The sequence below is a fragment of the Dermacoccus sp. PAMC28757 genome (genome assembly GCF_014302635.1).
GTDB classification, from domain to species: Bacteria; Actinomycetota; Actinomycetes; order Actinomycetales; family Dermatophilaceae; genus Dermacoccus; species Dermacoccus abyssi.
On the sequence record NZ_CP060292.1, the window covers coordinates 1,370,540 to 1,395,461 of the forward strand.

Here is a 24,922-nt window from a genome sequence, read left to right on the forward strand (position 1 = left end):
CGCCCGTCGCTGTGAAGCGGTGGGCGCCTTCGTCTGTCGCGGGCTGGCTGCTGCGTGGGTCGCCCTGTGGCGGCGGAAAACTCCCAAGGTTGGGCCTTGTAGGCCTGCCGACGGCCATGCTCGGCGAACAAGGCCCAAGGTTGTGAGTTCTGCAGACGAGGGGTGCCTGAGTCGGGTGTCCGCGTCCAGGATTCGCACGATTTCGGCCATGTCATCGCGCACGACGACCGACCGACCGATGAAGCGATCGGCCGCAGTGTTCCTCATCGGGTTGCTCGCCGTCGCCACCGTGGCGTTCTGCGGCATCGGAGCGATGGCCTGGCGTCAGGCCGTGCAAGACCGCGCCACCGAGCCGGTGAAGGTGCACGGCGTGGTCACGGACCGGTTCTCGGGCGGCGGGGCAGGAAAGTCTCCGCGGCTGGCGATCTATTTCGATGATCGCCGGCTGGGGTTCATCGAGGGTGACAGGCGGATGGGGGAGGAAGTCGAGGTGTACCGCCTCGGCTCCGGCCAATACAGCTGGGACCGGCCGAGTGCGTACGGCCACCTGCTTCATCCCGCTGGCGCTACTCGCCTGGCTGATCCTCGTGACGTTCGCCGTGAGGAGCATCGTGCGCGGCCAGCGCGGGGCGGCGTCCACGCGAATGTGACGCGGGTGTCTCGGAGATGTCGACCGGGTGCCTGACGCTCGCCCTCGCAGCTCCTGCACAGGGCGGGAAGGATCCTTCCCTTGTGGTGTCCAAGGGGCCGGGTTGCGCGCAAGAAGGGAAGTTTCGGCCCTTCTTGCGGGAGGCGGCCACTGGGGTGGGTTCCCCTCCGCGAGCTATGGGGACTCCGTCGGGCTCGCTGGCGCTCGCCCTCCTCCTCGAATCACAGAGTTCGATAAACGTCAGAACGGCCAGGACGGCCAGGACGGCCAGGACGAGAAGCGTGTCCTGGCCGTTCTGACGTTGGTGGAGCTATGGGGACTCCGCCGACCTCGCTCCGCTGCGGCGGCTCCTCGAATCGCCATGTCGATGGGTACGCCGAAGGGGCCGGACGAAAAGCGTGTCCGGCCCCTTCGGCGTACCTGTGGAGCTATGGGGATTCGAACCCCAGACCTTCTCATTGCGAACGAGACGCGCTACCAACTGCGCCATAGCCCCTTGAAGCGAGTGACACGTTACCACCGAGGTGAACACTCGGCCAACCGGTGTCGGCGAGCCGAAACCTCGCGCACACAACGGGGCCCGCCCTCCGCGAACGAAGAGCGGGCACGCCCGCACGAGCAACCCCGAGCGTCAGACCCTCGGCGGCCCGGACGGCGCGACGTCGTCGGCCACATGGGCAGTATCGGCCGACTCGACGGCCCTGATGATCTCGTCCTCGCTGCCCCCACGGAAGCCGTGCTTCGCCACACCGACCCCGATGACGACAGCCGCGAGGCCGATCGTCAGGAACAGGTTGAGCTGCTGGTCCTCGCGCAGCGCCATCGCGCCCAGCGTGAACACGATGAACGCGATCGTCACGTACGTCAGCACAGGGAACGCCCACATGCGGACGGCCGGGCGCGCGCCCGCCTTGTCCATCGCCGCGCGTGCGCGCAGCTGCGTCACGGCGATGACGATGTAGACGAACAGTGCGATCGCGCCAGACGTCGACAGCAGGTACGTGAAGATCTTCTCGGGCAGCAGATAGTTGCCGAACACCGCGAGGAAGCCCACCGCCACGGACGCCAGGATGGCCACCTGCGGCACGCCGCGCTTGTTCGTCGAGGCGAAGGCCTTCGGTGCGTCGCCGCGCTGACCGAGGCTGTAGGCCATGCGGCTGGCCGTGTAGAGCGCCGAGTTCAGACACGACGCAACCGCCGTCAGGATGACGAACGCGAGCACCGTCGCCAACTTGCTCAACCCCATGTTGTTGAGCGCCTCCTGGTAGGAACCGTTCTCCTGCAGCGAAGCGCTGTTCCACTTCGTCAGCGCGATGACGACGAAGATCGAGCCCAGGTAGAACAGCGAAATACGCCAGATGACGGAGTTCACGGCCTTGCGGATGCCCTCGACGGGGTTGTTCGACTCCGCCGCGGCGATCGTCACGATCTCCGTGCCCATGAAGGTGAACATCGTTGTGAGCATGGCCGCGAGCACGCCGCTCCAGCCGTCGGCGAAGAAGCCGTAGTCGGTGAAGCCGCTCAAGCCGGATGTGTGTGAACCGGGGAGCAGGCCGAGGATCGCAAACACACCGAGGCCGATGAACCCGACGATGGCGAGCACCTTGACGAGCGCGAACCAGAACTCGAACTCGCCGTAGTTCGCGACGGAGAACAGGTTCGTCACCGTGAGCAACGCCGTGATGATGAACGCGAACACCCACTGGGGCCAGTCGATCCAGCCGGAGAGGATCTTCGCGCCGGCCGTGGCCTCGACCGGGATGACGAGCACCCAGAACCACCAGTACAGCCAGCCGATCGAGAACCCGGCCCAGCGCCCCAGCGCGCGGTCGGCGTAGACGGAGAAGGAACCCGAGTCGGGGTTCGCCGTCGCCATCTCGCCGAGCATGCGCATGACGAGGACGACGAGCGTCCCGGCGAGCGCGTAGGAGATGAGAACCGACGGGCCTGCCAGCTTGATCGCTGCGGCCGAACCGACGAAGAGGCCGGCGCCGATGACGCCCGCGATCGAGATCATCGTGACGTGCCGCGGCTTGAGGCCGCTGCTCAGGGCCGACGGACCGTCGGAGTCAGGCTGGGGTGCGTTCATGCGTCGCACTCTGCACCCGGCACCTGCCCCACGGCAATATGCACAATCGAAGTCTCGGCGATCGTGCCGGGATCGTGACCTGACGTGCTCGGGCCCCGAAGCCGAGGGCCCGTCAGATCCAGGACGGTAGCCACATCCGCCAGCTCCAGTGACTGTGCGGGATGACCTGGGCCGTGTAGATCGGCCAGAAGAAGATGAAGACGCCGACGGCCAGCACGACGTACGCGCCGACCACCCCCGCGCCGATACGTCGACGCTTGAGCGAGGCGTGCGCCGGGCCGAGGATGAGGCCGAGACAGTACGTCACCGCGAGGATGACGTAGGGCGCGAAAACGACGGCGTAGAACGTGAAGATCGTGCGCTCCTGGTAGCCGAACCAGGGCAGCCAGCCGGCCGCGATGAGGGCGAGCAGGACGCCGGGGCGCCAGTCGCGGCGCAACGCCCACATGAACAGGCACACGAGGATGGCGCCGATACCGGCCCACCAGATGCTCACGTTGCCGAGCGACGTGATGGCCTTCGAGCACTCGTTGACACCGCACCCCTCGACGCCCCTGGCCGGGCTCTCGTAGAAGAACGACGTGGGGCGCGTCTGCGCCATCCAGGTCCACGGGTTCGACTGGTAGGTGTGCGGCGAGGTGATGCTCTTCGCCGAGTCGTACATCTGGATGTGGTACTGCCACAGGCTCCGCAGGGCGTCCGGCATCCACCCGAAGAGGCTCGAGTCGGGCGAGAAGCCGGTGTCCTTCGTCGCAGGGTTCTGTTCGGCCCAGTGACGACCCCAACCGTCGGTGGAGCGCAGCCAGCCGGCCCAGGTGACCAGGTACGTCAGGCAGGCCACGGGCACCATGATGAGCGCGCCGGTGAAGCCGTCCTTGACGATCGTGCTCGAGAACCAGCGGCGCGCCCCGATGGCGCGGCGGGCGCCCAGATCCCAGAAGACGCTCACGAGCCCGAGGGCGACGAGGTAGAAGCCGTCCGACCACTTCGTCGCCATGCCGAGGCCCAGGCAGACGGCGGCGACCCAACGCCACGGACGCAGACCGAGCGACGGCCCGCCGAGGCGCAGCCGCTGGCCGATCTTGTCGTCGCCGTCCCACGTGCCGTCGTTCTTGAGCGTGGCGACCTTGTGGGCGAGCAGGCGACGGGTGCGGTCACGGTCGGCGAGGATCGCGACGAACGCGGCGAGCGCCCAGAAGCTGACGAGCCCGTCGAGCACCGACGTGCGCGACATGACGAACTCCATGCCCTCGAACGCGGTGAGGATCGCGGCGATCGTCGCGAGGGTGGCGGAACGGAACAGGTGCCAGGCGGCACGCCCGACGAGGAGCACCGCAAGCGTGCCGGCGAGCGCGACGGAGATGCGCCACCCGAACGAGGATGTGATGCCGAACAGGTGCTCACCGGCGCCGATGACCCACTTGCCGAACGGCGGGTGGACGATGAAGTCCGGCTCCGGCCCGTAGACGGTGGCGACCTGGTTGTGCGTGAAGAACGCGTCGGGCTCGGGCATGTTCTCGGGCACCTTGCGCTCGTGCCCGTAGAGCATCATCGACCAGCCCTGCTTGACGTAGTACGTCTCGTCGAACACGAGCTGGTGCGGTCGCCCGAGATCCCACAGGCGTAGGAACCCGGCCAGAACGGTGACGATCAGGGGGCCGATCCAGCCCCACAGCTTCGCCTTCGCGGTGAGCGGTTCGCCGAGCAGACGGCGGCGCAGATCGAGTTCTTCGCGCGAAACGTCGGTGGCGGGCTCGGCAGTCGCCGATTCGTCGTCGGGCTCGACGCTCGTGCTCGCATTCACCGTGGGCCGTCCTCAGAGGTCGTCCGGCGGCGTGCGCCGGGCCTGGAACCTTGCGCCCCGAGCCTAATCGGTGCGACCGGAGCGCGTGCACGAGCCGTGACACGATGGGCCGGTGAAGCAGATCTCGTTGTCCGAGGGCGCCCTCGTCTTGGCCGCCACCCCGATCGGTGACCCCGCAGACGCCGCGCCGCGCCTCGCGCAGGAACTCACCGATGCGCCGGTCGTCCTGGCCGAGGACACGCGCCGCACGAAGCGACTGTGCGACGCCCTCGGCGTCACGCCGAGCGGCACGATGCTGAGCTACCACGAGCACAACGAAGCCCGACGCACGCCGGAGATCGTCGAGCGCATCGCCGCCGGCGAGCGCGTCCTGCTCGTCACGGACGCCGGTATGCCGAGCGTCTCCGACCCGGGGTATCGCCTCGTCGCGGCGTGCGTCGAGCGCGACCTTGCGGTGACGTGTGTGCCCGGGCCGTCGGCCGTGCTCATGGCGCTCGCGGTGTCGGGCCTGCCCGTCGACCGGTTCTGCTTCGAGGGGTTCCCGCCGCGCAAGGCGGGGGAGCGTTCGCGCATGCTGGCGGGCCTCGCGGACGAGCAGCGCACGATGGTCTTCTTCGAGGCGCCGCACCGGTTGGCCGCGACGCTCGAGGCGATGGCGGAGGCGTTCGGCGGCGAGCGTCGCGCCGCCGTCTGCCGTGAGCTGACGAAGACGTACGAGGAGGTGCGCCGCGGCGCTCTCGCGGAACTCGCCGAATGGGCCGTCGAGGGGGCGCGGGGTGAGATCACCGTCGTCGTCGAAGGCGGTGCTGCGAAGGAGGTCTCGCTCGAGGACGGCGTCGCCACCGTGCTCGATCTCGCGAGTGGCGGCGTGCGCCTCAAGGACGCGTGTGCCCAGGTCGCGGAGGCCACGGGCCTGTCGAAGAAGGCGCTCTACGACGCGAGCATCGCGGCGCGCTGATCAGTCGAGGTTCTTGACGAAGTTCGTGCAGTCGGGGTCGAGCGGAGTGCGCAGTTCACCGCGGTCGGGGTCGCTCGGCGGGTAGCACGCCCACAGCACCTTCGTCAGGTTCCACGTCGACGCCGGCACGACGCCCTCGAGTTCGTGCGAGGTGCCCGCAGGTGACGGCGCGTCGAGGCGGGCGCGGACGTGAACGTCGTCGCCCTTGCGCTCGGCGGAGATGACGGTGACCGTCTTCGTCGCCACGTGCGCCGTCGACTTCTCGTGGGTGACGTTGCGCCACGTCTGCACGCCGGCAATGACGGTGACCGCCAGGACGGCTCCGATGAGGACGTTGCGGATACGCCGACGGCGTCGGATGCGACCTTCGATGTCCGGGTCGAGGTCGAGTCGGGGGAAGGCCATCGTCAGACCACCCCGGCGGCGCGGCGCCGATCGGCTCGTCGCTCACGCATGCGCACGACGCTGCGCCACGCGCGCCAGAGCATCCACGCGACGAGGAGCAGCAGGACGAGAGCCAGCACCGGCGCGAAGACGGCGGCGAGGCTCAGGGTGACGGCGGCGGCGTCCTCGGCGGTGGACAGGACAGGGGCGGCGAAGCCCGCCGTTCCGGCGTTCGCGACGGGTCGGGCCGCAGCCTTGCCGGTGTGGAAGATGCCCGCGACGATGGCGCCGCCGATGAGGCCGGCCCACGGGTGATCGGTCATCCAGGCGGAGCTGTCGAGGTCGGCGGCCGCGGCGGTGGCGGCGAACACGACCGCGCCGGACGCGGGACGCACGACGGTGCCGAGGGCATCATTGACGGAGTCGAGGGCCGGGATCTTGTCGACGACCACCTCGCCGATGAGAAGGACCGCCCCGATGACGATGGCCCACGTGCTCTCGACCCACTCGAACCCGGCCGGCAGGTTGACGACGTCCGTGAAGCGCGCGAGGAGCGCCACGAGGAGGAACGGGATGTAGGCGTTGAGGCCTGCCGCAGCGGAGAGTCCCGCACCGGTCAGTGCAGCGAACATGGGCGTCCCTTGTCGTCAAAGCGTCAAAACATTGCGACAACTGTGGCACATGCACCCCTATTCCCCGATTCTGTAGACGTTCGGCGTCATATATGACGCGCAACGTCTACAGAATCCCTCGGTCCGTGAGGATCCGTTCGATCTGGGCGAAGAACGGTTCGGGATTGACCCGGAGCGCCAGGCGCGGGATGCGTAGCACCGTGAGGTTCTGGAGCGTCACGTCGTTCTGACGCAGCGCGTCCGCAATCGGGGCGTCGCCGACGAAGTGGTGCGCGCCGTCCACCTCGACGACGAGACCGGCCTCCTCCCAGAGCACATCGAGGTAGATCCGGCCGCCGGCGCCGTGACGCGTGACCTGACGGCTCGGCACGGGCAACCGTCGGCGGCGGCATGCGCGGACGAAGTCGAGCTCACCCATCGATTCACTCCCGCCCGTGATGTCGGCAAGGACCCCCGTGATGAGCGCACGACGCGGCAGCTTCGGTAGGAGCGTGAGGGCGTTGACGAGCTGATCGGCGCGGACGATGCGCTGCTGCACCGTCATCGCGAGGAGCGTTGCGGCTTGCCGATCGCTCGCAGCCCACGCTGCAGCACGGAGTGCGGCAACGGACGGGTGCGCCCGGGCGACGGGGTGCGGCAGGAGTCGCGGAACGGCTGCCAGGCAGTGGTGGTGGATCGTCGCGCTGCGCGGCCCGCCGCGCGAGAACCCGGACTCGACATCCGGCGGAACAGCGCCCTCGGCGCGCCCTCGTGAGCCTCGCGGAAGCCCGACATCAATACGCGACGAGCGCCATCCCTCGAAGCCCGCGAGGACGAGGGCCGCCTCACCGTCGGCCCACGCCGAGGCGCCGGCATTGAGAACGCTGCTAATGATCACGCTCCGCACCGGGCACCACGGTGCGTCGTGGATTCGAAGGGCGTGGGCGCCGTGGGGTGCCCACCGCCCGGCACGAACCTGCGTCCGTATCGCGTGACGATCGATGCCGGCGGCGTTCAGTTGCCGCCGCGACACGACGCCGAACGGGGCATCGCCAACTCACGCGCGAGTTCGGCGACCAGCCGGGACGAGGACTCCATGCACCCCAGAGTGACCCGAGCAGCGGCCCGCCCGCAGAGCCCCTGTGGACAACCCGATTCTGTAGTCGTTGCGCGTCACCTATGACGCGCAACGACTACAGAATCGGCCTGTCGTGAACGCCACGGGGCTGATTTGTCGGCGCCTCCTAGACTGGCCCGCATGACCAAGGTGCTTTCCGCTGTTGCCTGGCCGTATGCCAACGGCCCCCGTCACATCGGGCACGTCGCCGGTTTCGGTGTGCCCTCCGATGTCTACAGCCGCTACATGCGGATGGCCGGCCACGACGTCCTCATGGTGTCGGGTACGGACGAGCACGGCACCCCGATCGTCATCATGGCGGAGAAGGCGGGCAAGACCCCGCAGGAGTTCGCGGACGAGAACGCGAGCATCATCGTCGACGACCTCGTCGGCCTCGGCCTGTCGTACGACCTGTTCACCCGCACGACGACGGCCAACCACTACGACGTCGTGCAGAAACTGTTCCTCGCCCTGCACGAGAACGGCTACATGGTCGAGCAGACGACGAGCGGCGCCATCAGCCCGTCGACCGGCCGCACGCTGCCCGACCGCTACATCGAGGGCACCTGCCCGATCTGCAAGTACCCCGAGGCGCGCGGCGATCAGTGCGACAACTGCGGTAACCAGCTCGACCCCACCGATCTCATCGACCCGAAGTCGAAGATCAACGGCGAGACGCCGGAGTTCATCGAGACGCAACACTTCTTCCTCGACCTTCCGGCCCTCGCCGACGCCCTCGCGGCATGGCTCGACGGCCGTGAGGCGGCGGGCTCGTGGCGCCCGAACGTCATCAAGTTCAGCCAGAACATCCTCAAGGAGATCCGTCCGCGCGCCATGACGCGCGACATCGACTGGGGCATCCCGGTGCCGCTCGACGGCTGGCGCGACCTGCCGACGAAGCGCCTCTACGTGTGGTTCGACGCCGTCGTCGGCTACCTGTCGGTGTCCATCGAGTGGGCGCGCCGCCTCGGCGAGCCCGACAAGTGGCGCGAGTGGTGGAACGCCGACGTGGCGCGCCAGCTCGTCGACCAGACCGCGGCCGCGAGCGAAGCGAGCACCGGTGACGCGGCGAGCGCAGCGAGGAGCGGCGCCCAGAAGACATCAGAAGTACTTCGCGATGATCGCGACGAAGGAGCGATCATCTCGAAGTACTTCATGGGGAAGGACAACATCACCTTCCACAGTCAGATCTGGCCTGCGGAGCTTCTCGGTGCGAACGGTGAGGGCTCGAAGGGCGGTTCGGTGAGCGAGTTCGGTCGCCTGGAGTTGCCCAGCGAGGTCGTGAGTTCCGAGTTCATGACGATGGAGGGCAAGCAGTTCTCCACGAGCCGCGGGCACGTCATCTACGTCAAGGACGTCGTGGAGCGTTACGGCCCGGATCCGCTGCGCTACTTCATCTGTGCGGCCGGGCCGGAGGCGCAGGACGCCGACTTCACGTGGGCGGAGTTCGTGCAGCGCAACAACTCCGAGCTCGTCGCGGGCTGGGGCAACCTCGTCAACCGCACGGCGAACATGATCCACAAGAACTTCGGTGAGATCCCGTCCCCGGGCGAGCTCGAGGGCGTCGATCGCGCCGTGCTCGAGCAGGTGCGCGGCGGCTTCGCCACCGTCGGATCGCTCATCGAGCGCAACCGACTCAAGGCGGCGCTCACGGAGACGATGCGCCTCGTCGGTGAGGCCAACCGCTACGTCACCGTGACGGAGCCGTTCAAGCTCAAGGGCGACGATCAGCGCGAACGTCTCGCGACGGTGCTGCACACGCTGGCTCAGTGTGTCGTCGACCTCAACACGATGATGGCGCCGTTCGTGCCGTTCTCGGCCAACCTCGTGCACGAGGTCATGGGCGGCGAGGGCGAGTTCATGCCGATGCCGGTGGCGAAGGAGGTCACCGACCTCGACGACGGCCGCCCGTACCGCATCATCACGGGCGAGTACTCGAACACGCCGTGCTGGCAGCCGCGCGACATCACGCCGGGCACGCCGGTCGCCAAGCCGAAGCCTGCGTTCAAGAAGTTCGACCCGTCGGTCGTCGACGAGGAACTCGAGCGGATGAACGCCTCGGCCTGAGCCGAGGGCGAACACCCCGCGAGGAGGGGCGATGAACGACGAGAACCGCACGTACCGCGACAAGCCGGAGGCGCCTCAACCGTTGCCGCTGGCCGTCGTCGACAACCACACGCACCTCGACATCAGCCGTGACGGGGCGCCGACGCCCGACGTTCGCCGCACGATCGACGAAGCGGTGGCGGTCGGCGTCGACCGCATGGTGCAGGTCGGGTGCGATCTCGACGGAGCGCGCTTCACCGAACGCGTCATCGACGAGCACCCCGAGCTTCTCGGCGCGGTCGCGCTGCACCCCAACGAGGTGCCGAAGCTCGCCGAGGCGGGCGAGTTGGACGCGGCGTACGTCGAGATCGAGCGCATCGCCCAGCACTCCCGTGTGCGCGCGGTGGGGGAGACGGGCCTCGACTACTTCCGCACCGGCCCCGACGGCATCGCCGTGCAGCAGAGCGGTTTCCGCTGGCACATCGCCCTCGCGAAGAAGCTCGGCAAGGCACTGCAGATCCACGACCGTGACGCGCACGACGACGTCATGCGCATCCTCGCCGAGGACGGCGCGCCGGACGTGACGGTGCTGCACTGCTTCAGCGGTGACGTCGAGATGGCGCGCGAGTGCGTCGAGCGCGGCTACTTCGTTTCGGTGGCGGGCGTCGTCACGTTCAAGAACGCGCGTGATCTGCGCGACGTCCTGGCCCAGGTTCCGCTCGAGAACCTGCTCGTCGAGACGGACGCTCCGTATCTGACGCCGTCGCCGCACCGTGGCGCGACGAACGCCCCCGCGCTCGTGCCCCTCACCGTCCGGGCCCTGGCCGAGGTCAAGAACGTCGACGTCTCAACGCTCTGCGCGGCCCTGAGCGAGAACTCGGAGCGCGTCTACGGACCGTGGTGAACGCCTCGTACCCCGGCAGGTCCGAGTCGCTCGAGGCATCGATAGGAGCCGATGATATGACGAACGCCACACGCACGGCTTTTCGCCTGCGATAGCGCGTGTTTCAGAGTGGCCCTGCCCGCCTCGCGTTACATTTTCGTTACCTTGGTTTGATCCGTGCCCGTGCTTTCGGCAAGGTGTATCGGGTTCGCCCGAGTCTGGATCACCGGACGCGCCGCCCCTCGAAGGGGGCTTCGGCCACGTTCTCATCAGGAACGTCAGCCTTCCCGCTGTTACCGCAGCGTGCGCGTGCGCCCAGTGCCGGGACCTACGACATCGGAGCATGATGACCAACCTCACCAGCCGCACCACGTCCCGCTCGCTCGCCGCCGTCGCTGCTGTTGCGGCAGCCTCGACGCTCGCTGCCTGCGGCACGTCCGACTCGAACACGGCGTCCGACGTTCCCACGATCAGCTCGAGCTCGTCGAGCACCTCCTCCTCCACGCCGTCCCCGAGCACGTCCTCGGCGAAGCCGTCGGAGAGCGCCACGTCCAAGCAGACGCAGGCCACCAAGAACGACTCCAAGCGCGCTTCGCGCTCGCAGGCCCGCCAGGCCGCCCCGGCTCTCACGTACGTGAACTGGACCCAGGTCGAGGCCGTCCCGAACAAGACGGTTTACGTCTACAGCAAGGACATGCCCAAGGGCACGTCCAAGGTGACGCAGGCCGGCCGCGACGGCGCCGCCACCGTCACGTACCGCTCCGCCAAGAAGGGCGAGCGTGTCGTCTCCTCGAAGGCGATCGACTCCAAGGTGACCAAGAGCGCCGTGCGCCGCGTCATCACGATCGGCACGGGTCAGGCCCAGGCCGCCCAGCCGCAGGCTCAGAAGCAGGTCTCGCGCTCGCAGGCCCGTCAGGCTGTGACGCAGCAGTCCGCACCGAAGAAGCAGCAGTCCGCACCCAAGAAGCAGCAGTCCGCGGCTCCCGGCGGCAGCTCGCGCTCCGGCTACTGGAACCGCATCGCCTCGTGCGAGTCGGGCAACAACTGGAGCATCAACACCGGTAACGGCTTCTACGGTGGTCTGCAGTTCACGCAGCAGACGTGGGCCGGCTTCGGCGGTACGGCGTACGCGCCGCGCGCCGACCTCGCCACCCCGGCGCAGCAGATGGCGATCGCCGACAAGGTCCTCGCCGTGCAGGGCCCGGGCGCTTGGCCGGTCTGCCACAAGCGCTGACCAACAGGTCGTTCGTGACGAAGCGGTCGTCTCCTTCGGGAGGCGGCCGCTTCTCGCATGCCCGATAGGGTGGGCGCATGGTTGACGACGCCGCGCAGGCTGCACGTACCGAGCCCGGCGAGACGCGGGGGTTGCTGTCGGCCGCTGACATTCGGGCGCTCGCCGAGCGTCTCGGGGTTCGCCCGACGAAGACGTGGGGGCAGAACTTCGTCATCGACCCGAACACGGTGCGCAAGATCGTGCGCCTCGCCGGGGTGGGCCCGGGCGACCACGTCGTCGAGGTCGGCCCGGGGCTCGGGTCCTTGACGCTCGCGTTGCTGCCGCAGGTCGCCGGCGTCACGGCCATCGAGGTGGATCCGAACCTCGCGGCGCAGCTACCCGCCACCGTCGAGACGTTCGCGCCGGCCGATGCCGACAAGCTCACCCTCGTCCAGGCCGACGCGCTCACCGTCACGTCGTTGCCGCACGAGCCGACGGCGCTCGTCGCGAACCTGCCGTACAACGTGTCGGTGCCGGTGGTGCTCAACTTCCTCGAGTTCTTCGCCTCCCTCGAGCGCGTGCTCGTCATGGTGCAGCTCGAGGTGGCGCAGCGCCTCGCGGCCGAGCCAGGCAGCAAGGTCTACGGTGTCCCGAGCGTCAAGGCGGCTTGGTACGCCGATGTCCGCCTCGCCGACCGTGTCGGGCGCAATGTCTTCTGGCCCGCTCCCAACGTCGACTCCGGTCTCGTCGCGATGGCGCGCCGCGAGCCGCCGACGACGAGCGCGTCGCGCGAGAGCGTCTTCGCCTGCATCGACGCGGCGTTCGCGCAGCGTCGCAAGACGCTGCGGGCCGCGCTGGCGGGGTGGGCCGGCGGTGCCGACAAGGCCGAGGCAGCGCTCGTCGCGGCCGGCATCGACCCGCGCACCCGCGGTGAACGCCTCGGCATCGAGGAGTTCGCGGCCATCGCCGCAGCGCGAGAGGCCATGGGCGACACGCCGCGTGCATAGGGTGGGGGCATGACCGCTGAGATCGCACGTGCCACCCGGGTCGTCGTTCGGGTTCCCGCCAAGGTGAATCTCGAGCTGCGGGTCGGTCCGTCGCGCGACGACGGTTTCCACGACCTCGCCACCACGTTCCACGCCGTCGACATCTTCGACGAGGTGACGGTGACGCCGGACGCCGAGTTCTCCGTCAGCGTCACGGGCGTCGGCGAGGACAAGGTGCCCACGGACGAGACCAACCTCGCCTACCGCGCGGCGGCGCTGCTCGCCGAGCGCTTCGACGTCGAGGAGCGGTGCGCGATCAGTATCGTCAAGGCCATCCCGGTGGCCGGCGGCATGGCTGGCGGTTCGGCCGACGCGGCCGCCACCCTCGTCGCGTGCGACACCCTGTGGGGGCTCGGCCTGCGCCGACACGAGCTCGAGGAGATCGCCGCCGAGCTCGGATCCGACGTGCCGTTCGCTCTCACCGGGGGTACTGCGCTCGGTACGGGACGCGGCGAGCAGATCGTCCCGGTGCTCGCCACGGGCACCTTCGAGTGGCTGTTCGCGCTCACACACGAGGGGCTCTCGACCCCGTCCGTGTACGCCGAGTGCGACCGGCTGCGCGAGGGTGAGGACGTGCCCGAGCCGCAGCCGTCCGACGGTTTGCTCGCGAGCCTGCGTTCGGGTGACGTGCACGGCGTCGCGCTCGCCATGCACAACGACCTCGAGTCGGCCGCCCTGTCGCTCATGCCGTCACTGCGCCCGCTCATGGAGATGGGCCTCGAGATGGGGGCGCTGTGCGCGCTCGTTTCCGGTTCGGGCCCCACGGTCGCGTTCCTGCTCAAGGATCGGCAGGACGCCGTCGCCCTGCGGCGCGTGCTGGAAGCCGGTGGCCTGGCGGACGACTTCGTCCACGCCAGTTCGACGCCCCACGGCGCCCAGGTGCTCGTCGTCGACTGACGCAGGCCCTCAGGTTTGGGCGGCCCGCCGCGGTGGGGGAGAATCGCGGCCATGGTCAACCTCGTCTCCGCTGAGAAGATCTCACTCGCCCTCGGCACCCAGCAGTTGCTCGACGACGTGTCGCTGGGCATCTCCGGCGGCGACCGCATCGGCATCGTGGGCCGCAACGGTGGGGGCAAGTCGACGCTGCTCAAGGTGCTCGCGGGCGTGCACGCCGTCGACGGCGGACGCCTCACCCGCACGAACGGCCTGACGCTCGGCATGCTGACGCAGACCGACACGATTCCACCGGAATCGACCGTCCTCGACGCCGTCGTCGGCGACCGCGCGGAGCACGAGTGGGCCGGTGACGCGCGCATCCGCGACGTCATCAACGGGCTCATCCCGGGCATGGAGCTCTCCGACGTCGTCGGCCCGAAGTCGGGTGGTGAGCGCCGCCGCATCGCGCTCGCGCGCCTCCTCGTCGACGACCCCGACCTCCTTCTGCTCGACGAGCCCACCAACCACCTCGACGTCGAGGGCGTCCAGTGGCTCGCCACGTTCCTCGCGACGCGCCGCAACCGGCCCGGTACGGCGCTCGTCACGATCACCCACGACCGGTGGTTCCTCGACGCCACGAGCACGAACACGTGGGAAGTCATCGACGGCCGCGTCGAGCAGTACGAGGGCGGGTACGCCGCCTTCGTCCTCGCGAAGGCCGAGCGGGCGCGCATCGCCGCCGTCACGGAGGAGCGTCGGCAGAACCTCCTGCGCAAGGAGCTCGCCTGGCTGCAGCGCGGGGCGCCGGCGCGCACGAGCAAGCCGAAGTTCCGCATCGACGCCGCGAACGAGCTCATCAAGAACGAGCCGGACCCGCGCAACGACGTCGAACTCGTGCGCTTCGCGACGACGCGCCTGGGCAAGGATGTCGTCGACCTCATCGACGCGTCGATCACCGTCGGCGGGCGGGAGCTGCTCGCCAAGCAGACGTGGCGCCTCGCTCCGGGTGAGCGCACGGGCATCGTCGGGGTGAACGGTGCGGGCAAGTCGACGCTGCTGCGCGCGATCGCCGGGCAGCAGGAGCTGTCGGCGGGCAAGCGCAAGGAGGGCAAGACCGTCAAGATCGCGTACCTCACGCAGGAGGTGCGCGAACTCGACGCGGTCGAGGGCTGGCGCGTCATCGAGGCCATCACCGACGTCGCGAGCTACATCGTGCTCGACGGCAAGGAGACCTCCGCCTCGCAGCTGGCGAAGCGGCTCGGGTTTTCGGGCGGGCGTCAGCAGTCGCGCGTCTCCGAGCTGTCGGGTGGTGAGCGTCGGCGTCTGCAGTTTCTGCGCCTGCTCATGGCCGAGCCGAACGTCCTGCTGCTCGACGAGCCGACGAACGATCTCGACATCGAGACGCTGACGTCGATGGAGGACGTGCTCGACGGCTGGGCGGGCACCCTGCTCGTCGTCTCGCACGACCGGTACCTCCTCGAGCGCATGTGTGACCGTCAGGTCGCGCTGCTCGGCGACGGCAAGATTCTTGACCTCGTCGGTGGCGTCGAGCAGTACCTCGAACTGCGCAAGCACCACCTCGAGGCGCAGGCGGCGTTCGAGCGTCAGGGCGCCGCGGCCAAGGGCGTCGACGCAACATCGCTGGCCGAGGGCGACGCCGCCCCGACGCGCCAGGTCTCGGCCGCCGAAGAGCGCGAGGCGCGCAAGACGGTGGCGCGCATCGAGCGTCAGCTCGCGAAGGTGGCCGATCGCGAGGCGAAGCTGCACGACGAACTCGCCGCCGCGGCGAGCGACTACGGCAAGGCCGCCGAGATCAACGTGAAGCTGCAGGCCGTGCTCGAGGAGAAGGAGGGCCTCGAGCTCGAGTGGCTCGAGGCGGCCGAACTCCTCAGCTGACGACGGCGCGTGAAGACGACGCCCGGTCGGACCCCACGGTCCGACCGGGCGTTCGCGTATCTGGCCACACTAGTTTTGAACACGTTCAAAAAGGCGTAGTGTTCCTCCCATGACGACGAAGTCGGAAGCCACACGGGAGGTGCTCGTCGAAACAGCGCTGCGCCTGTTCCGTGAACGGGGTTACGAGAAGACGACAATGCGCCTCATCGCCACCGAGGCGGGTGTCTCGCAGGGCAACGCGTACTACTACTTCGACGGCAAGGACGCCTTCGTCCAGGAGTTGTACCGGCGCATCCAGGTCGAGCACCGCCGCCTCGCGGAGCCGCGCCTGCGCGAAGGGGCGCCGCTGGCGCAGAACCTGCGGGTGCTGTGGGAGGCGGGCATCGAGGTCAACGCGCCGTACCACGACTTCGGTTCGACGATGCTGCACGTCGCGCTGCGCCCGGGCGCCGGCGTCAGTCCGTTCTCGGCCGAATCCGCGTCGCCGCGTGACGAGGCCATCGCCCTCGTGCGCCACGTGCTCGCCATCTCCTCGGAGGTGCCGAGGGGGCGGCTCGGCGAGCAGTTGCCGGTGCTGCTGTGGACGGCGTACCTCGGCGTGGTGCTCCATTGGGCCGTCGACGACTCGCCTGGTCTGCAGCGGACGCAGACCCTCGTCGAGGGCGCGCCGCCCATCGTGGGCAAGCTGCTGTCACTCGCGCGCTTGCCCTTCGCCCGTGGCGTGACGGGCGACCTCACCGATCTCATCGCCCGGTTGTCGAAGGAGCAGAAATGAACTCAGGTGTGATTGTCATGGCGGGGGCCTCGGGCTTCATGGGCCGACGGCTCCAGGAGGCATTCCGGCATGACGGGTTCGAGGTCCGCACGATCGGCCGCGGCGCGCAGAACGACGCGCAGTGGGACGACGACCTCGCGCCCGTGCTCGACGGCGCCGACGCGCTGCTCAACCTGGCCGGTCGCTCCGTCAGCTGTCGGTATACGAAGAAGACGGCCGACGAGATCTTCTCCTCGCGCACGGAGACGACGCGCAGCCTCGGTGAGGCGCTGGCGCGTTGCCCGAACCCGCCGAGCGTCTGGCTGAACGCCAGCACGGGCACGATCTACCGCGACGCCCGTGACCGGCCGCAGGACGAGGTCGACGGCGAGCTCGGCACGGGATTCTCGGTGTCGGTGGCCCGCGCCTGGGAGCGTGAACTCTTTGACGCCCCGACGTCGGTGCGCAAGGTGGCGCTGCGAACGTCGATCGTGCTCGGCGCGGACGGCGGTGCCCTCAGCCCGCTCATCAACCTCGCGCGGCTCGGGTTCAGCGGGCCGCAGGGTGACGGCGACCAGGTGTTCAGCTGGATCCATCTCGACGACGTGTACTGCGCGGTGCGGCACATCATGGCCGACGAGCGAATCGCCGGCCCGGTGAACCTGGCCTCGCCGCATCCGGTGAGGAACCGGACACTGACGGCGGCCGTGCGTCGTCACTTCGCGGGTCGACTTCCCGATCGTGGGGTGCCGCTGCCGCGGTGGTCGCTCGAGTTCGGCGGGCGCGTCATCCGCACGGAGCCCGAACTCGTGCTCAAGAGCCGGTGGGTGGAGCCCGGCGTTCTCACCGCGACGGGGTACGAGTTCGCGTTCCCGGGCCTTGATGAGGCGCTCGCCGACATCGCGAAGGAAACGCCAAGGGGGCTGTTACGGGTGCAGGTCGGCTGAAGCCGCCGGGTCAGCGGACGTCGAGCTGGGCGATGAGCCGCTTGCCGGCCGTCGCGCGGTGGGAGGAATCGATCAGCTCGTGCACCTCGCTCCAGTCGACCGGGCCGCCGAGGCGACCGCTGAGGTCGTAGGCCAGCCAGCCGCGGGTGCCGAGGTAGGCGGGGACGAGGAAGCGGCCGTCGGCGAGGAGGGGGTCGCGCTCGTCGGGGCTGGGCAGGAACGTGATGGCCTGCGCGAGGGCGTCGTCAGGGACGCCGCGGGCGCGGTCGTCGCGGTGGACGTGGCCGGCCCACCAGCAGAACGTCTTCGTCGTGTAGAAAACGGGCGATCCGTGGGAGGTCTTCTCCTGGGCGCCGGGAAACGAGAGGCAGATGTCGCGGACGCGGGCGAGGAGGTGCGCGGAGTCGGCGGTCATCGTCAGGTCTCGACGGCGGCGAGAAGGGCGCGCAGGGAGTCGGCGAGGTCGGCGCGGCCCCGTTCGTCCATGCCGGACAGGAGGCGCCGCTCGTGGGCGAGCAGGGCGTCGAAGGCGGCGTCGACGACGGTGAGGCCGTCGGGTGTGAGGCGCACGAGCACGCCGCGGCGGTCGCTGGGGGAGGGCTCGCGGGCGACGTAGCCGCGCTTCTCGAGGCGGTCGACGCGGTTCGTCATCGTGCCCGAGGTGACGAGGGTCTGCTGGACGAGGGCGCCGGGGGAGAGCTGGAAGGGCTCACCGGCGCGGCGCAGCGCGGACATGACGTCGAACTCCCAGCCTTCGAGCTTGTGCTCGGTGAAGACCGAGGAGCGGGCCTGATCGAGGCGACGTGCGATGCGGCTGATGCGCGAGAGGACGTCGAGCGGGGTGACGTCGAGATCGGGGCGCACCGTGTTCCAGGCTGTGACGATCGCGTCGACCTCGTCGCCGCGCGTCTCGGGCTGGGGTTCGCGGTGGCCTGTCATGCGTGCAGTCTACCGACGCATCAAGAAACTTGACGTCGAGAGACTTCGGCCCGGTGCCGGCCGAGCTCGCGCCGGTTCAGGCGTCGGCCGGCGGGACGCCGTCCGCGGCGTCGTCGAGACGCGTGACGAGCGACGAGTTGCCGCGCGGCGGTGCAGTGGCGTCGATGGCCGTGGTCTCGAGGCGCGGGGAGGCTTCGAGGCCGGTGAGGCCGTTCCAGCCGAGGTTGACCATGTGCGCGGCGATTTCTTCGGCGGTGAACTCGTGGCCGTGTTCGAGCCACCAGTCGCCGGTGAGGGCGACCATGCCGACGAACATCTGCGCGTAGATGGGGGCGAAGCGCTCGTCGATCTCGCGGCGGCGCATGACGCGGGCGAGGTAGGTCTCGATCTGCGTGGCGAGGTCGGACATGAGGCTCGACAGCGGGCCGGTGGAGTGCCAGGACGGGGCGTCGCGGATGAGGACGCGGAAGCCGTCGGGGCGCGTGCTGATGTAGTGCAGTTCGGCGACGGTGGCGCGTTCGAAGAACTCGCGCGGACTCATGTCCTCGGTGATGGCGTCGGCGATGGTGTCGAGCAGGGCGCGGGTCTCGCGGTCGACGACGACGGCGTAGAGGCCTTCCTTGCCGCCGAAGTGCTCGTAGACGACGGGCTTCGTGACGCCGGCCGCGGCCGCGATCTCCTCGACGGTGGCGTCGGCGACGCCGCGCTCGGCGAAGACGCGCCGCCCGACGCCGATGAGTTGCTCCCGACGCTCGGTGCCGGTCATGCGGATCTTCGGACGTGACGTCGTCATTCCCTCATTGTGCCCTGCTCGCAGGCGAGTTCGGCGCTCGCGGGCCGGGCCGTGCGCCGATGTGCCGCGGGTGCGGGCGGTGAACTACGCTAGGGCGGTCCGTTCGCGGACGTTCCCCGGTTGCTCTGCTGGCAGGGGCCGCCTGACTTTGAATCAGGATTAGCGACGTTGGTTCGATTCCAACCCGGGGAGCCCAGGCTAGTTTGCGAATAACTGGCCTCCACGTTTGCGAATCTCGGTTCAGACCGATTTTCGGCGGCTGATTTCTCCCCGGGCAGGTCGAGAAGGAGCCCAATCCTGCAGTTCGGGTCCCGTGTGGATGCCGCCCAGCCGTCGGTGTGGTGTTGGGGCGTGAAAAATGCCCCGCTCGGTGATGAGCGGGGCACGGCAGCCAGCGCGAGGGGTGCTCGCGCTGGCTGTTACTGCTGTGTGGTTGTCCTGTTGAGGGTGGGCGGTTGCATCGCGGCCGGGAGGGCGCTGCGGTCGTCGCGCTTCTTGGGTGCCGCGTTGGTGGTGCGCGGTTTCGGTTTGGTCTTGTAGCGGGCCTTGTACTTGAGGCGCGGGGGCGTCGGCGCGGGCAGGTCGGGGATGTTTTCGTCGGCGAGCCCGATGCTGTAGCGCTCGCGGATGACGCGCATGTTGATGATCGCGAGGATGATGCCGACGGCGAGGGTGATCTTGGCGCGGCCCATGAGGCGGATCGACTTGCGGTCGATCTTGGCGAACTGGCTCTTGACGTAGGAGTTGACGCTTTCGATGAAGGTGCGTCGGCTGTAGTCGGCTTCCCAGTCGCTCGTGCCCCACAGGTGGTGTTGGGCCAGGCGCGGGTCGAAGTCGCGCACGGTCGTGCGGGCGTTTCACCCCACCTTCGGCGGTGGAACGGCTGTCCGGTGGCGGTACACATCGGTAGGGTGGGGAAGACCGCACGCCCCAATCTTGAGGTAGGGATGATCATGACAGTCGCGACGGACGCGGTGTTCGAGATGCCGGACGACAAGGACAACGAGGGTCTCCGAAAGTCTACTGAAGACCCCTCGAACATCGCTGACCCCCACGACGTCGGCAACGCCGACACGGTCGACGAGCGCAACGTGCCGCATTCGTCGTTGGACTCCCAGGCCCTCCAGGACGACTGAATCGTCCTTTTCCTCAGACGAAAGCAGGCCACCATGAACCACACCTCCGAAGAACTCGACGCCGCCCGTGAAGCCGCCCAAGCCGCGGTCGACACCGCCACGTCGTGGGATTACAGCGCCGGTGAACCGAAGATCGAGGCCAAGCTCCGCGAGGGTCTCGCTGAGGCCGGCGTGACGATGGACGAATCCGAGGTCAGCCGAATCGTCGGCGAGATCGAGGCCCTCAAGAGCGACGAGGACGGCGGCACGCCGACGGTGCGCGACGCCCGTCCGGTAGAGCGAACCTGACGGGTAGCAAGTGATCAGGAGGGGGCGTGCCGGACGGCACGCCCCCTCCTGCGCTCCTGGTGGTGCGATCGTTCGCGCCTCATCTCGTGGGTCGCAGCGCACCGGCGGTGTGGGTCTCATTGGCGTGGTCCACGGTGTCGTCCTCTCAGGGTGAGCCCAGGAGCCCGCACGTCGAGCACTTAAACTTTGCAGGGTGATGCCCGCGCGCCCTGGACGCCCTCCACGATCCGCACGCCTGGCGGCTCTCTTCGTGGTGCTGGCGGCAGTCCTTTGTCTCGCTGGTTATGTGTCGGCTCGGCGCGCACCGGGCGCTTCGTTCTCGCGGCGTCATGCCATGATCAGCGACCTCGGGCGCGCCGTGTGTCGTGACTGGCACGGGCACTGGGTGTGCTCGCCCCGCGCCTTCCTCTTCAACGCCGCCGTCGGCGCGGCCGGGCTGCTGCTACTGCTCGCCGTCGTAATCGCGCACCGGCGCCTGCCCAAACTGTGGGGAGCCGCGCTCGGATGCCTCGCGCTCGGTCTGCTGTGGCTGGCCGTCTTTCCCGTCGACGGCTCCCCGGTTCACATGGTGGGCGGCGTCCTCGCACTGCCGGTCACCTCCGTGCTCCTCATGGTGCACCGCTGCCCAGGCGACCACCGGAAGGTGCCGCCCGTGGCCTCATGGAGCGTGACCGTCGTGGGCGCGCTCTCGGCAACGGTCAGTCCCAGCGGGCGCGTGCACCCGTCCCATGTGCTCGCAGCGGGTGAACGCAGCGCGCACTACAGCATCGTCGTACCCGACGATCGGCACCGTCCGCGCGGTGGGTGGCCCCTGATCCCACAGCGCGTTGTGCCCCGACGCCACAAGGTGTCGTTCGAGCCCAGAGCTCGGGCCGAACTGGGTAAGCGCGCCGGCGAGCGCATACGAGTCGGTGACGACGCCGACGCTCTGGCCGCCGCGCGTCCGGTTCACCTGTTCGGCCAGCGCCGGCCATCCTACTTGGTCGCGCTGGACGGAAATGCTGCAAATAATTGGATAACGAGTTATTATTCGCCCCCGAAGAGATCTCAATCTAACCGCAGAAAAATGTGGGTCAACAAGCCGCGTCCGAGTAGCCGGTGGTGAATCTAGAATGTCTATTCGGTCAAGAATGCGCTGCGCTGCCACGCTCCTTGTTTGGCTGGCATTCCTATTGTTGACTCTCTACGTCACTCTTTGCATCCCATTGGACGGTTCGTTTGCCGCGCCAGCCTTGCTCTTCTTTGCTGCATTTCTTGGTTCCATGTGCCTTGGGGCGCTGATTGGGCTCTGGCCCGCAAGTTGGCGCTACCGCGTGGACGTGGAGAATGGTGGTGTTGTTGGGGTTGGATCGTGGTGGTTGACGATCTCGGGGTGTGACCTCCGCAAAGTTGGCGATCTGAACATGGAGGTATCAGATCACGCTCTTCGCGCGCCGGCGGCTCTAGTTGACGAGCGAAGCGCTGATCGATGGATGGTGATCAACCCAGGTCGAGTTCACCAGAAGCATAGGCTCATGGCAGCTCTGTATAACATGGGTAAGGACGCCCCACGCGTTGTTTCCCCTTGGGGTAACATAAGCCCTCCTCGCGCAGGGGGGATATACCTATTGAATATTCCTGGAGTGGACGCCGAATCCTAGGTCGGGATATTTGTGTCGTGGTCGGCGCTTATCGGGCGGAAGCGGGGTAGCCAAACTTGACGGACACGCTCGATCCTTGACTTGAGGCGCGGAGTGTCGTCCCGTGCCAAGTGGGGCTCACATAGAAAATGTCGCCTGTGTGGTGTTGGTGTTGGTCCTGGCCTTCGCGGTCTCGGTCTACACTGTCTCCTTCATCCGCAAGTCGGCCAAGGCCTACGCGTCGGTGGCTCGAAACGATGGCGATCAACGGGCCGATGAGATTGCGGAGCGCGATCGTGGCGCAAGCGGCCGTGCGAGTTGTTCTCGCCGTCAAGGCGGCTGCGCTTCACAGAACAGCAACCCCGGTCTGGTCGAGACGAACAGCGCCGGTGGTGCCGCGCCAGGTCTCGTTGTTCGAGCTGGCGGGCCAGGCGTGCCTGGGCGGGGGCGTTCGGGAGCGGCGGCGACCTGGACCCAGAGGCCGGTGGCGCATCGCACCCGTTGGCACTGCGAACCTGAGGAGCTGGGAGGCCCGTGTCGAGGTAACTTGGATGGGATGAAAGCGCGGAGGCCGCGTGGAGATGCAGATTTCACTTCGGATGACGGCGTGTTCGCTGAGGCTGCCGGTGACACCCTGTACCAAATGCACCCTGCAGGCTGTACCAAGCCTGATTCGCGCCATCTGAACGCCGTTACGTCGCTAGGCGATTGGGTGGTGTCATAGCGTCGTAGCAACAGTGCGGGTGGCGTGCTGGTGGTGGTCGAGGAGTGCGGGTGGCGCGTCGGGTGTTGACGATCGCGGATCGGATCGAGATCTCGACAGGGGTGAAGCCCGGCTGGGAAGTGCGCAAGATCGCTCGGCATCTGGGGCGTGATCCAGGCGTCATCAGCCGCGAGATACGCCGCAACCGCAACGCTGATGGCACCTATCGTGCCGTCGGCGCCGACGTGAAGGCCGAGCGTCGCAGGACGCGCCCGCAAGATGCGAAGGTCGCCTCGTGTCCGGTGCTGCGTGCGCGCGTGTTGGCAGATCTACGCCAGTCACGCACCCCACGCCAGATCGCGGGCCGCTTGCGCCTCGAAGCAGCAGACGCGAGCGTTGAACGCATGCCGAACTCGCTACCAGCCGACGGGCACGTCGCCAGCCATGAGGCGATCTACCAGTTCATCTACGCCATGCCCCGCGCGGAGCTGGTCAAGCATGGCGTGTTCTTGCAGTCCAAACGCACGCGTCGCCACACACGCCCACAGCCGGGCTCGCGGACGAAGAAGGCCCCGATTGTCGGAATGACGCCCTTGAGTGAACGCGACCTGAGCGCGCTCGAACGGCGCGTCCCGGGCCACTGGGAAGGCGACCTCATCATCGGCAAGAACGGTGCCACGTGCGCGATCACCCTCGTCGAGCGCATGAGCCGCTACGTCACGATCCTGGCCTGCCCGATGGGCAAAGAGGCTCTTCACAGATGAGGGTGTAGTCGGCGCTGGCGCGTCGGTCCGGAGGTAGGTGTCGAGGTCTTCCGAAGATGGAGGTTCCTACACGCAGCCATCCGAAAGACCTCGACGTTGCCTGACGCTACCTTCACGTGCCCTGACCTGACCACCTTCACGCGCGTTGACGACCTTGGCCTGGAGATCACCGGGCAACTTCTCGAGCCGGATCGTGCGGTGCTGGCCTGCCGGGTCGTCGAACCGGACGACTGGTGCCGCCGGTGTGGCTGCCGAGGGGTATCCCGGGACACCGTGACCCGGGAGCTGGCGCACGAGCCGTTCGGGTGGCGCCCCACGACCTTGCTGGTCACCGTGCGCCGGTACCGGTGTGCCGAGTGCGCTCACGTGTGGCGTCAGGACACCACCGCCGCGGCCGAGCCGCGGGCGAAGATCTCCCGCGCCGGGCTGCGTTGGGGCCTGGTCGCGATCGTGGTCCAGCACCTGTCCATGGCCCGCGTCGCCGAAGGACTCGCGGTGTCGTGGAATACCGCCAACGACGCTGTTCTGGCCGAAGGTCAACGCCTGCTGATCGATAACCCGTCCCGCTTGGACGGCGTCCGCGTGGTCGGGGTCGACGAGCATGTCTGGCGGCACACGAGGAAGGGCGACAAGTACGTCACTGTGATCATCGACCTCACCCCGGTGCGCGACGGCACCGGCCCCTCCCGCCTGCTGGCGATGCTCGATGGCCGTTCGAAGAAGGCGTTCCAGGACTGGCTCGCCGAGCGGGACCAAGCCTGGCGGAGGGGTATCGAGGTCGTCGCGATGGATGGCTTCTTCGGGTTCAAGACCGCCACCACCGAAGAGCTGCCGGACGCCGTCTGCGTGATGGACCCCTTCCACGTGGTCCGCCTGGCCGGCGACGCCCTCGACGATTGCCGCCGCCGGGTCCAGCAAGAGCTCCACGGACACCGCGGACGCAAGGGCGACCCGCTCTACACCGCGCGGCGGACTCTGCACACCGGTGCCGACCTGGTCACCGGCCGCCAACACGAGCGCCTCGAGTCCCTCTTCGCCGACGAACGCCACATCCAGGTCGAGTGCACCTGGGGGATCTATCAGCGCATGATCTCCGCCTACCGTCACCACGACCGGAGCGTCGGCCGCGTCGAGATGAGCTCCGTGATCGACGCCCTCGCCGATGGTGTGCCCACGGCGTTGGTCGAGCTGCGCAAGCTGGGCCGCACCCTGGCCAGACGCGTCTGTGACGTCCTGGCCTACTTCGACCGGCCGCGCACCAGCAACGGACCCACCGAAGCCGTGAACGGACGCCTTGAGCACCTACGCGGGCTCGCCCTCGGCTTCCGCAACCTCACCCACTACATCGCCCGAGCACTCCTGGAAGCCGGGGGATTCAGACCCCAACTACACCCTCATCTGTGAAGA

General features: G+C 68.3%; 24 protein-coding genes and 2 tRNA genes. 16 read left to right on the forward strand and 10 right to left on the reverse strand.

The window, feature by feature from the left end:
* The first annotated feature begins 208 nt into the window (after positions 1-208).
* The gene (locus H7F30_RS06640) at positions 209-685 is read left to right on the forward strand and encodes a hypothetical protein (RefSeq protein ID WP_187037521.1); all 477 of its coding nucleotides are present in this window, start codon (positions 209-211) and stop codon (positions 683-685) included.
* A gap of 387 nt (positions 686-1,072) precedes the next feature.
* Here H7F30_RS06640 and H7F30_RS06645 read toward each other — a convergent pair.
* The 3 genes from H7F30_RS06645 to H7F30_RS06655 form a co-directional block, all read right to left on the reverse strand.
* Positions 1,073-1,145 (reverse strand) — tRNA-Ala (locus H7F30_RS06645).
* Between the two features lie 135 nt (positions 1,146-1,280).
* A complete protein-coding gene (locus tag H7F30_RS06650) occupies positions 1,281-2,738 on the reverse strand; it encodes an amino acid permease (protein ID WP_187037523.1) in 1,458 nt (485 codons plus the stop codon).
* Between the two features lie 112 nt (positions 2,739-2,850).
* Positions 2,851-4,542: a dolichyl-phosphate-mannose--protein mannosyltransferase gene (locus H7F30_RS06655; RefSeq protein ID WP_082128857.1), complete on the reverse strand. Its 1,692-nt coding sequence runs from the start codon at positions 4,540-4,542 to the stop codon at positions 2,851-2,853.
* Positions 4,543-4,663: 121 nt separating this feature from the next.
* On the opposite strand from H7F30_RS06655, the gene rsmI reads away from it, so the two are divergent.
* Positions 4,664-5,500 (forward strand): 16S rRNA (cytidine(1402)-2'-O)-methyltransferase, encoded by an 837-nt coding sequence (gene rsmI / locus H7F30_RS06660; RefSeq protein ID WP_231579605.1) that lies wholly within the window; start codon positions 4,664-4,666, stop codon positions 5,498-5,500.
* Here the strand turns inward: rsmI and H7F30_RS06665 are convergent, their stop codons facing one another.
* From H7F30_RS06665 to H7F30_RS06675, 3 genes are all read right to left on the reverse strand, one after another.
* On the reverse strand, positions 5,501-5,905 hold the full coding sequence (locus tag H7F30_RS06665; RefSeq protein WP_187037526.1) for a hypothetical protein: 405 nt from the start codon (positions 5,903-5,905) through the stop codon (positions 5,501-5,503). It lies immediately after the preceding gene.
* Between the two features lie 2 nt (positions 5,906-5,907).
* Positions 5,908-6,516 carry a DUF4126 domain-containing protein gene (locus H7F30_RS06670; RefSeq protein ID WP_047312263.1) on the reverse strand — a complete coding sequence of 203 codons (609 nt, stop codon included), beginning with the start codon at positions 6,514-6,516 and terminating at the stop codon, positions 5,908-5,910.
* 106 nt (positions 6,517-6,622) lie between these two features.
* Complete coding sequence (locus tag H7F30_RS06675) at positions 6,623-7,393, reverse strand: hypothetical protein (RefSeq protein ID WP_187037528.1); 771 nt, start codon at positions 7,391-7,393, stop codon at positions 6,623-6,625.
* A 360-nt stretch (positions 7,394-7,753) separates the two neighbouring features.
* Here H7F30_RS06675 and metG point away from each other — a divergent pair, with 360 nt between their 5' ends.
* The 8 genes from metG to H7F30_RS06715 all read left to right on the forward strand — a co-directional run bounded on the left by metG (position 7,754) and on the right by H7F30_RS06715 (position 17,273).
* Entirely contained in the window at positions 7,754-9,679 is a 1,926-nt protein-coding gene (gene metG, locus H7F30_RS06680) for a methionine--tRNA ligase (RefSeq protein ID WP_187037530.1), read from the forward strand.
* A gap of 31 nt (positions 9,680-9,710) precedes the next feature.
* Positions 9,711-10,562 carry a TatD family hydrolase gene (locus H7F30_RS06685; RefSeq protein ID WP_187037532.1) on the forward strand — a complete coding sequence of 284 codons (852 nt, stop codon included), beginning with the start codon at positions 9,711-9,713 and terminating at the stop codon, positions 10,560-10,562.
* Between the two features lie 325 nt (positions 10,563-10,887).
* Complete coding sequence (locus H7F30_RS15005) at positions 10,888-11,775, forward strand: resuscitation-promoting factor (protein WP_187037534.1); 888 nt, start codon at positions 10,888-10,890, stop codon at positions 11,773-11,775.
* A gap of 77 nt (positions 11,776-11,852) precedes the next feature.
* A complete protein-coding gene (rsmA, locus tag H7F30_RS06695) occupies positions 11,853-12,761 on the forward strand; it encodes a 16S rRNA (adenine(1518)-N(6)/adenine(1519)-N(6))-dimethyltransferase RsmA (protein WP_118914394.1) in 909 nt (302 codons plus the stop codon).
* A gap of 9 nt (positions 12,762-12,770) precedes the next feature.
* A complete protein-coding gene (locus H7F30_RS06700; protein WP_187037537.1) occupies positions 12,771-13,697 on the forward strand; it encodes a 4-(cytidine 5'-diphospho)-2-C-methyl-D-erythritol kinase in 927 nt (308 codons plus the stop codon).
* Positions 13,698-13,748: 51 nt separating this feature from the next.
* Positions 13,749-15,572 (forward strand): ABC-F family ATP-binding cassette domain-containing protein, encoded by a 1,824-nt coding sequence (locus H7F30_RS06705; protein WP_187037539.1) that lies wholly within the window; start codon positions 13,749-13,751, stop codon positions 15,570-15,572.
* 109 nt (positions 15,573-15,681) lie between these two features.
* On the forward strand, positions 15,682-16,347 hold the full coding sequence (locus H7F30_RS06710) for a TetR/AcrR family transcriptional regulator (protein WP_187037541.1): 666 nt from the start codon (positions 15,682-15,684) through the stop codon (positions 16,345-16,347).
* Entirely contained in the window at positions 16,344-17,273 is a 930-nt protein-coding gene (locus H7F30_RS06715; protein ID WP_187037543.1) for a TIGR01777 family oxidoreductase, read from the forward strand. The genes H7F30_RS06710 and H7F30_RS06715 overlap by 4 nt, the downstream gene beginning before the upstream one ends.
* A 10-nt stretch (positions 17,274-17,283) precedes the next feature.
* Here H7F30_RS06715 and H7F30_RS06720 read toward each other — a convergent pair whose 3' ends face one another.
* The 3 genes from H7F30_RS06720 to H7F30_RS06730 all read right to left on the reverse strand — a co-directional run bounded on the left by H7F30_RS06720 (position 17,284) and on the right by H7F30_RS06730 (position 19,005).
* Positions 17,284-17,688, reverse strand: a complete 405-nt coding sequence (locus tag H7F30_RS06720; protein WP_187037545.1) for an MmcQ/YjbR family DNA-binding protein — start codon at positions 17,686-17,688, stop codon at positions 17,284-17,286.
* A 2-nt stretch (positions 17,689-17,690) separates the two neighbouring features.
* The gene (locus H7F30_RS06725) at positions 17,691-18,212 is read right to left on the reverse strand and encodes a MarR family winged helix-turn-helix transcriptional regulator (protein WP_047312254.1); all 522 of its coding nucleotides are present in this window, start codon (positions 18,210-18,212) and stop codon (positions 17,691-17,693) included.
* A gap of 76 nt (positions 18,213-18,288) precedes the next feature.
* Positions 18,289-19,005 carry a TetR/AcrR family transcriptional regulator gene (locus H7F30_RS06730; protein WP_255464984.1) on the reverse strand — a complete coding sequence of 239 codons (717 nt, stop codon included), beginning with the start codon at positions 19,003-19,005 and terminating at the stop codon, positions 18,289-18,291.
* Between the two features lie 113 nt (positions 19,006-19,118).
* Here H7F30_RS06730 and H7F30_RS06735 point away from each other — a divergent pair.
* A tRNA-Gln gene (locus H7F30_RS06735) sits at positions 19,119-19,197 on the forward strand.
* 227 nt (positions 19,198-19,424) lie between these two features.
* Here H7F30_RS06735 and H7F30_RS06740 read toward each other — a convergent pair.
* Entirely contained in the window at positions 19,425-19,847 is a 423-nt protein-coding gene (locus H7F30_RS06740) for a hypothetical protein (RefSeq protein WP_187037547.1), read from the reverse strand.
* A gap of 111 nt (positions 19,848-19,958) precedes the next feature.
* Between H7F30_RS06740 and H7F30_RS06745 the strand changes: the two genes are divergently transcribed.
* From H7F30_RS06745 to H7F30_RS06765, 5 genes are all read left to right on the forward strand, one after another.
* Positions 19,959-20,141: a hypothetical protein gene (locus H7F30_RS06745; RefSeq protein WP_187037549.1), complete on the forward strand. Its 183-nt coding sequence runs from the start codon at positions 19,959-19,961 to the stop codon at positions 20,139-20,141.
* 33 nt (positions 20,142-20,174) lie between these two features.
* Entirely contained in the window at positions 20,175-20,429 is a 255-nt protein-coding gene (locus tag H7F30_RS06750) for a hypothetical protein (RefSeq protein WP_187037551.1), read from the forward strand.
* 334 nt (positions 20,430-20,763) lie between these two features.
* A complete protein-coding gene (locus tag H7F30_RS06755) occupies positions 20,764-21,534 on the forward strand; it encodes a hypothetical protein (RefSeq protein ID WP_187037553.1) in 771 nt (256 codons plus the stop codon).
* A gap of 1,288 nt (positions 21,535-22,822) precedes the next feature.
* Positions 22,823-23,515, forward strand: a complete 693-nt coding sequence (locus H7F30_RS06760; protein WP_187037555.1) for an IS30 family transposase — start codon at positions 22,823-22,825, stop codon at positions 23,513-23,515.
* Between the two features lie 96 nt (positions 23,516-23,611).
* Entirely contained in the window at positions 23,612-24,919 is a 1,308-nt protein-coding gene (locus H7F30_RS06765; protein WP_074045819.1) for an ISL3 family transposase, read from the forward strand.
* The last annotated feature ends 3 nt before the right edge of the window (positions 24,920-24,922 follow it).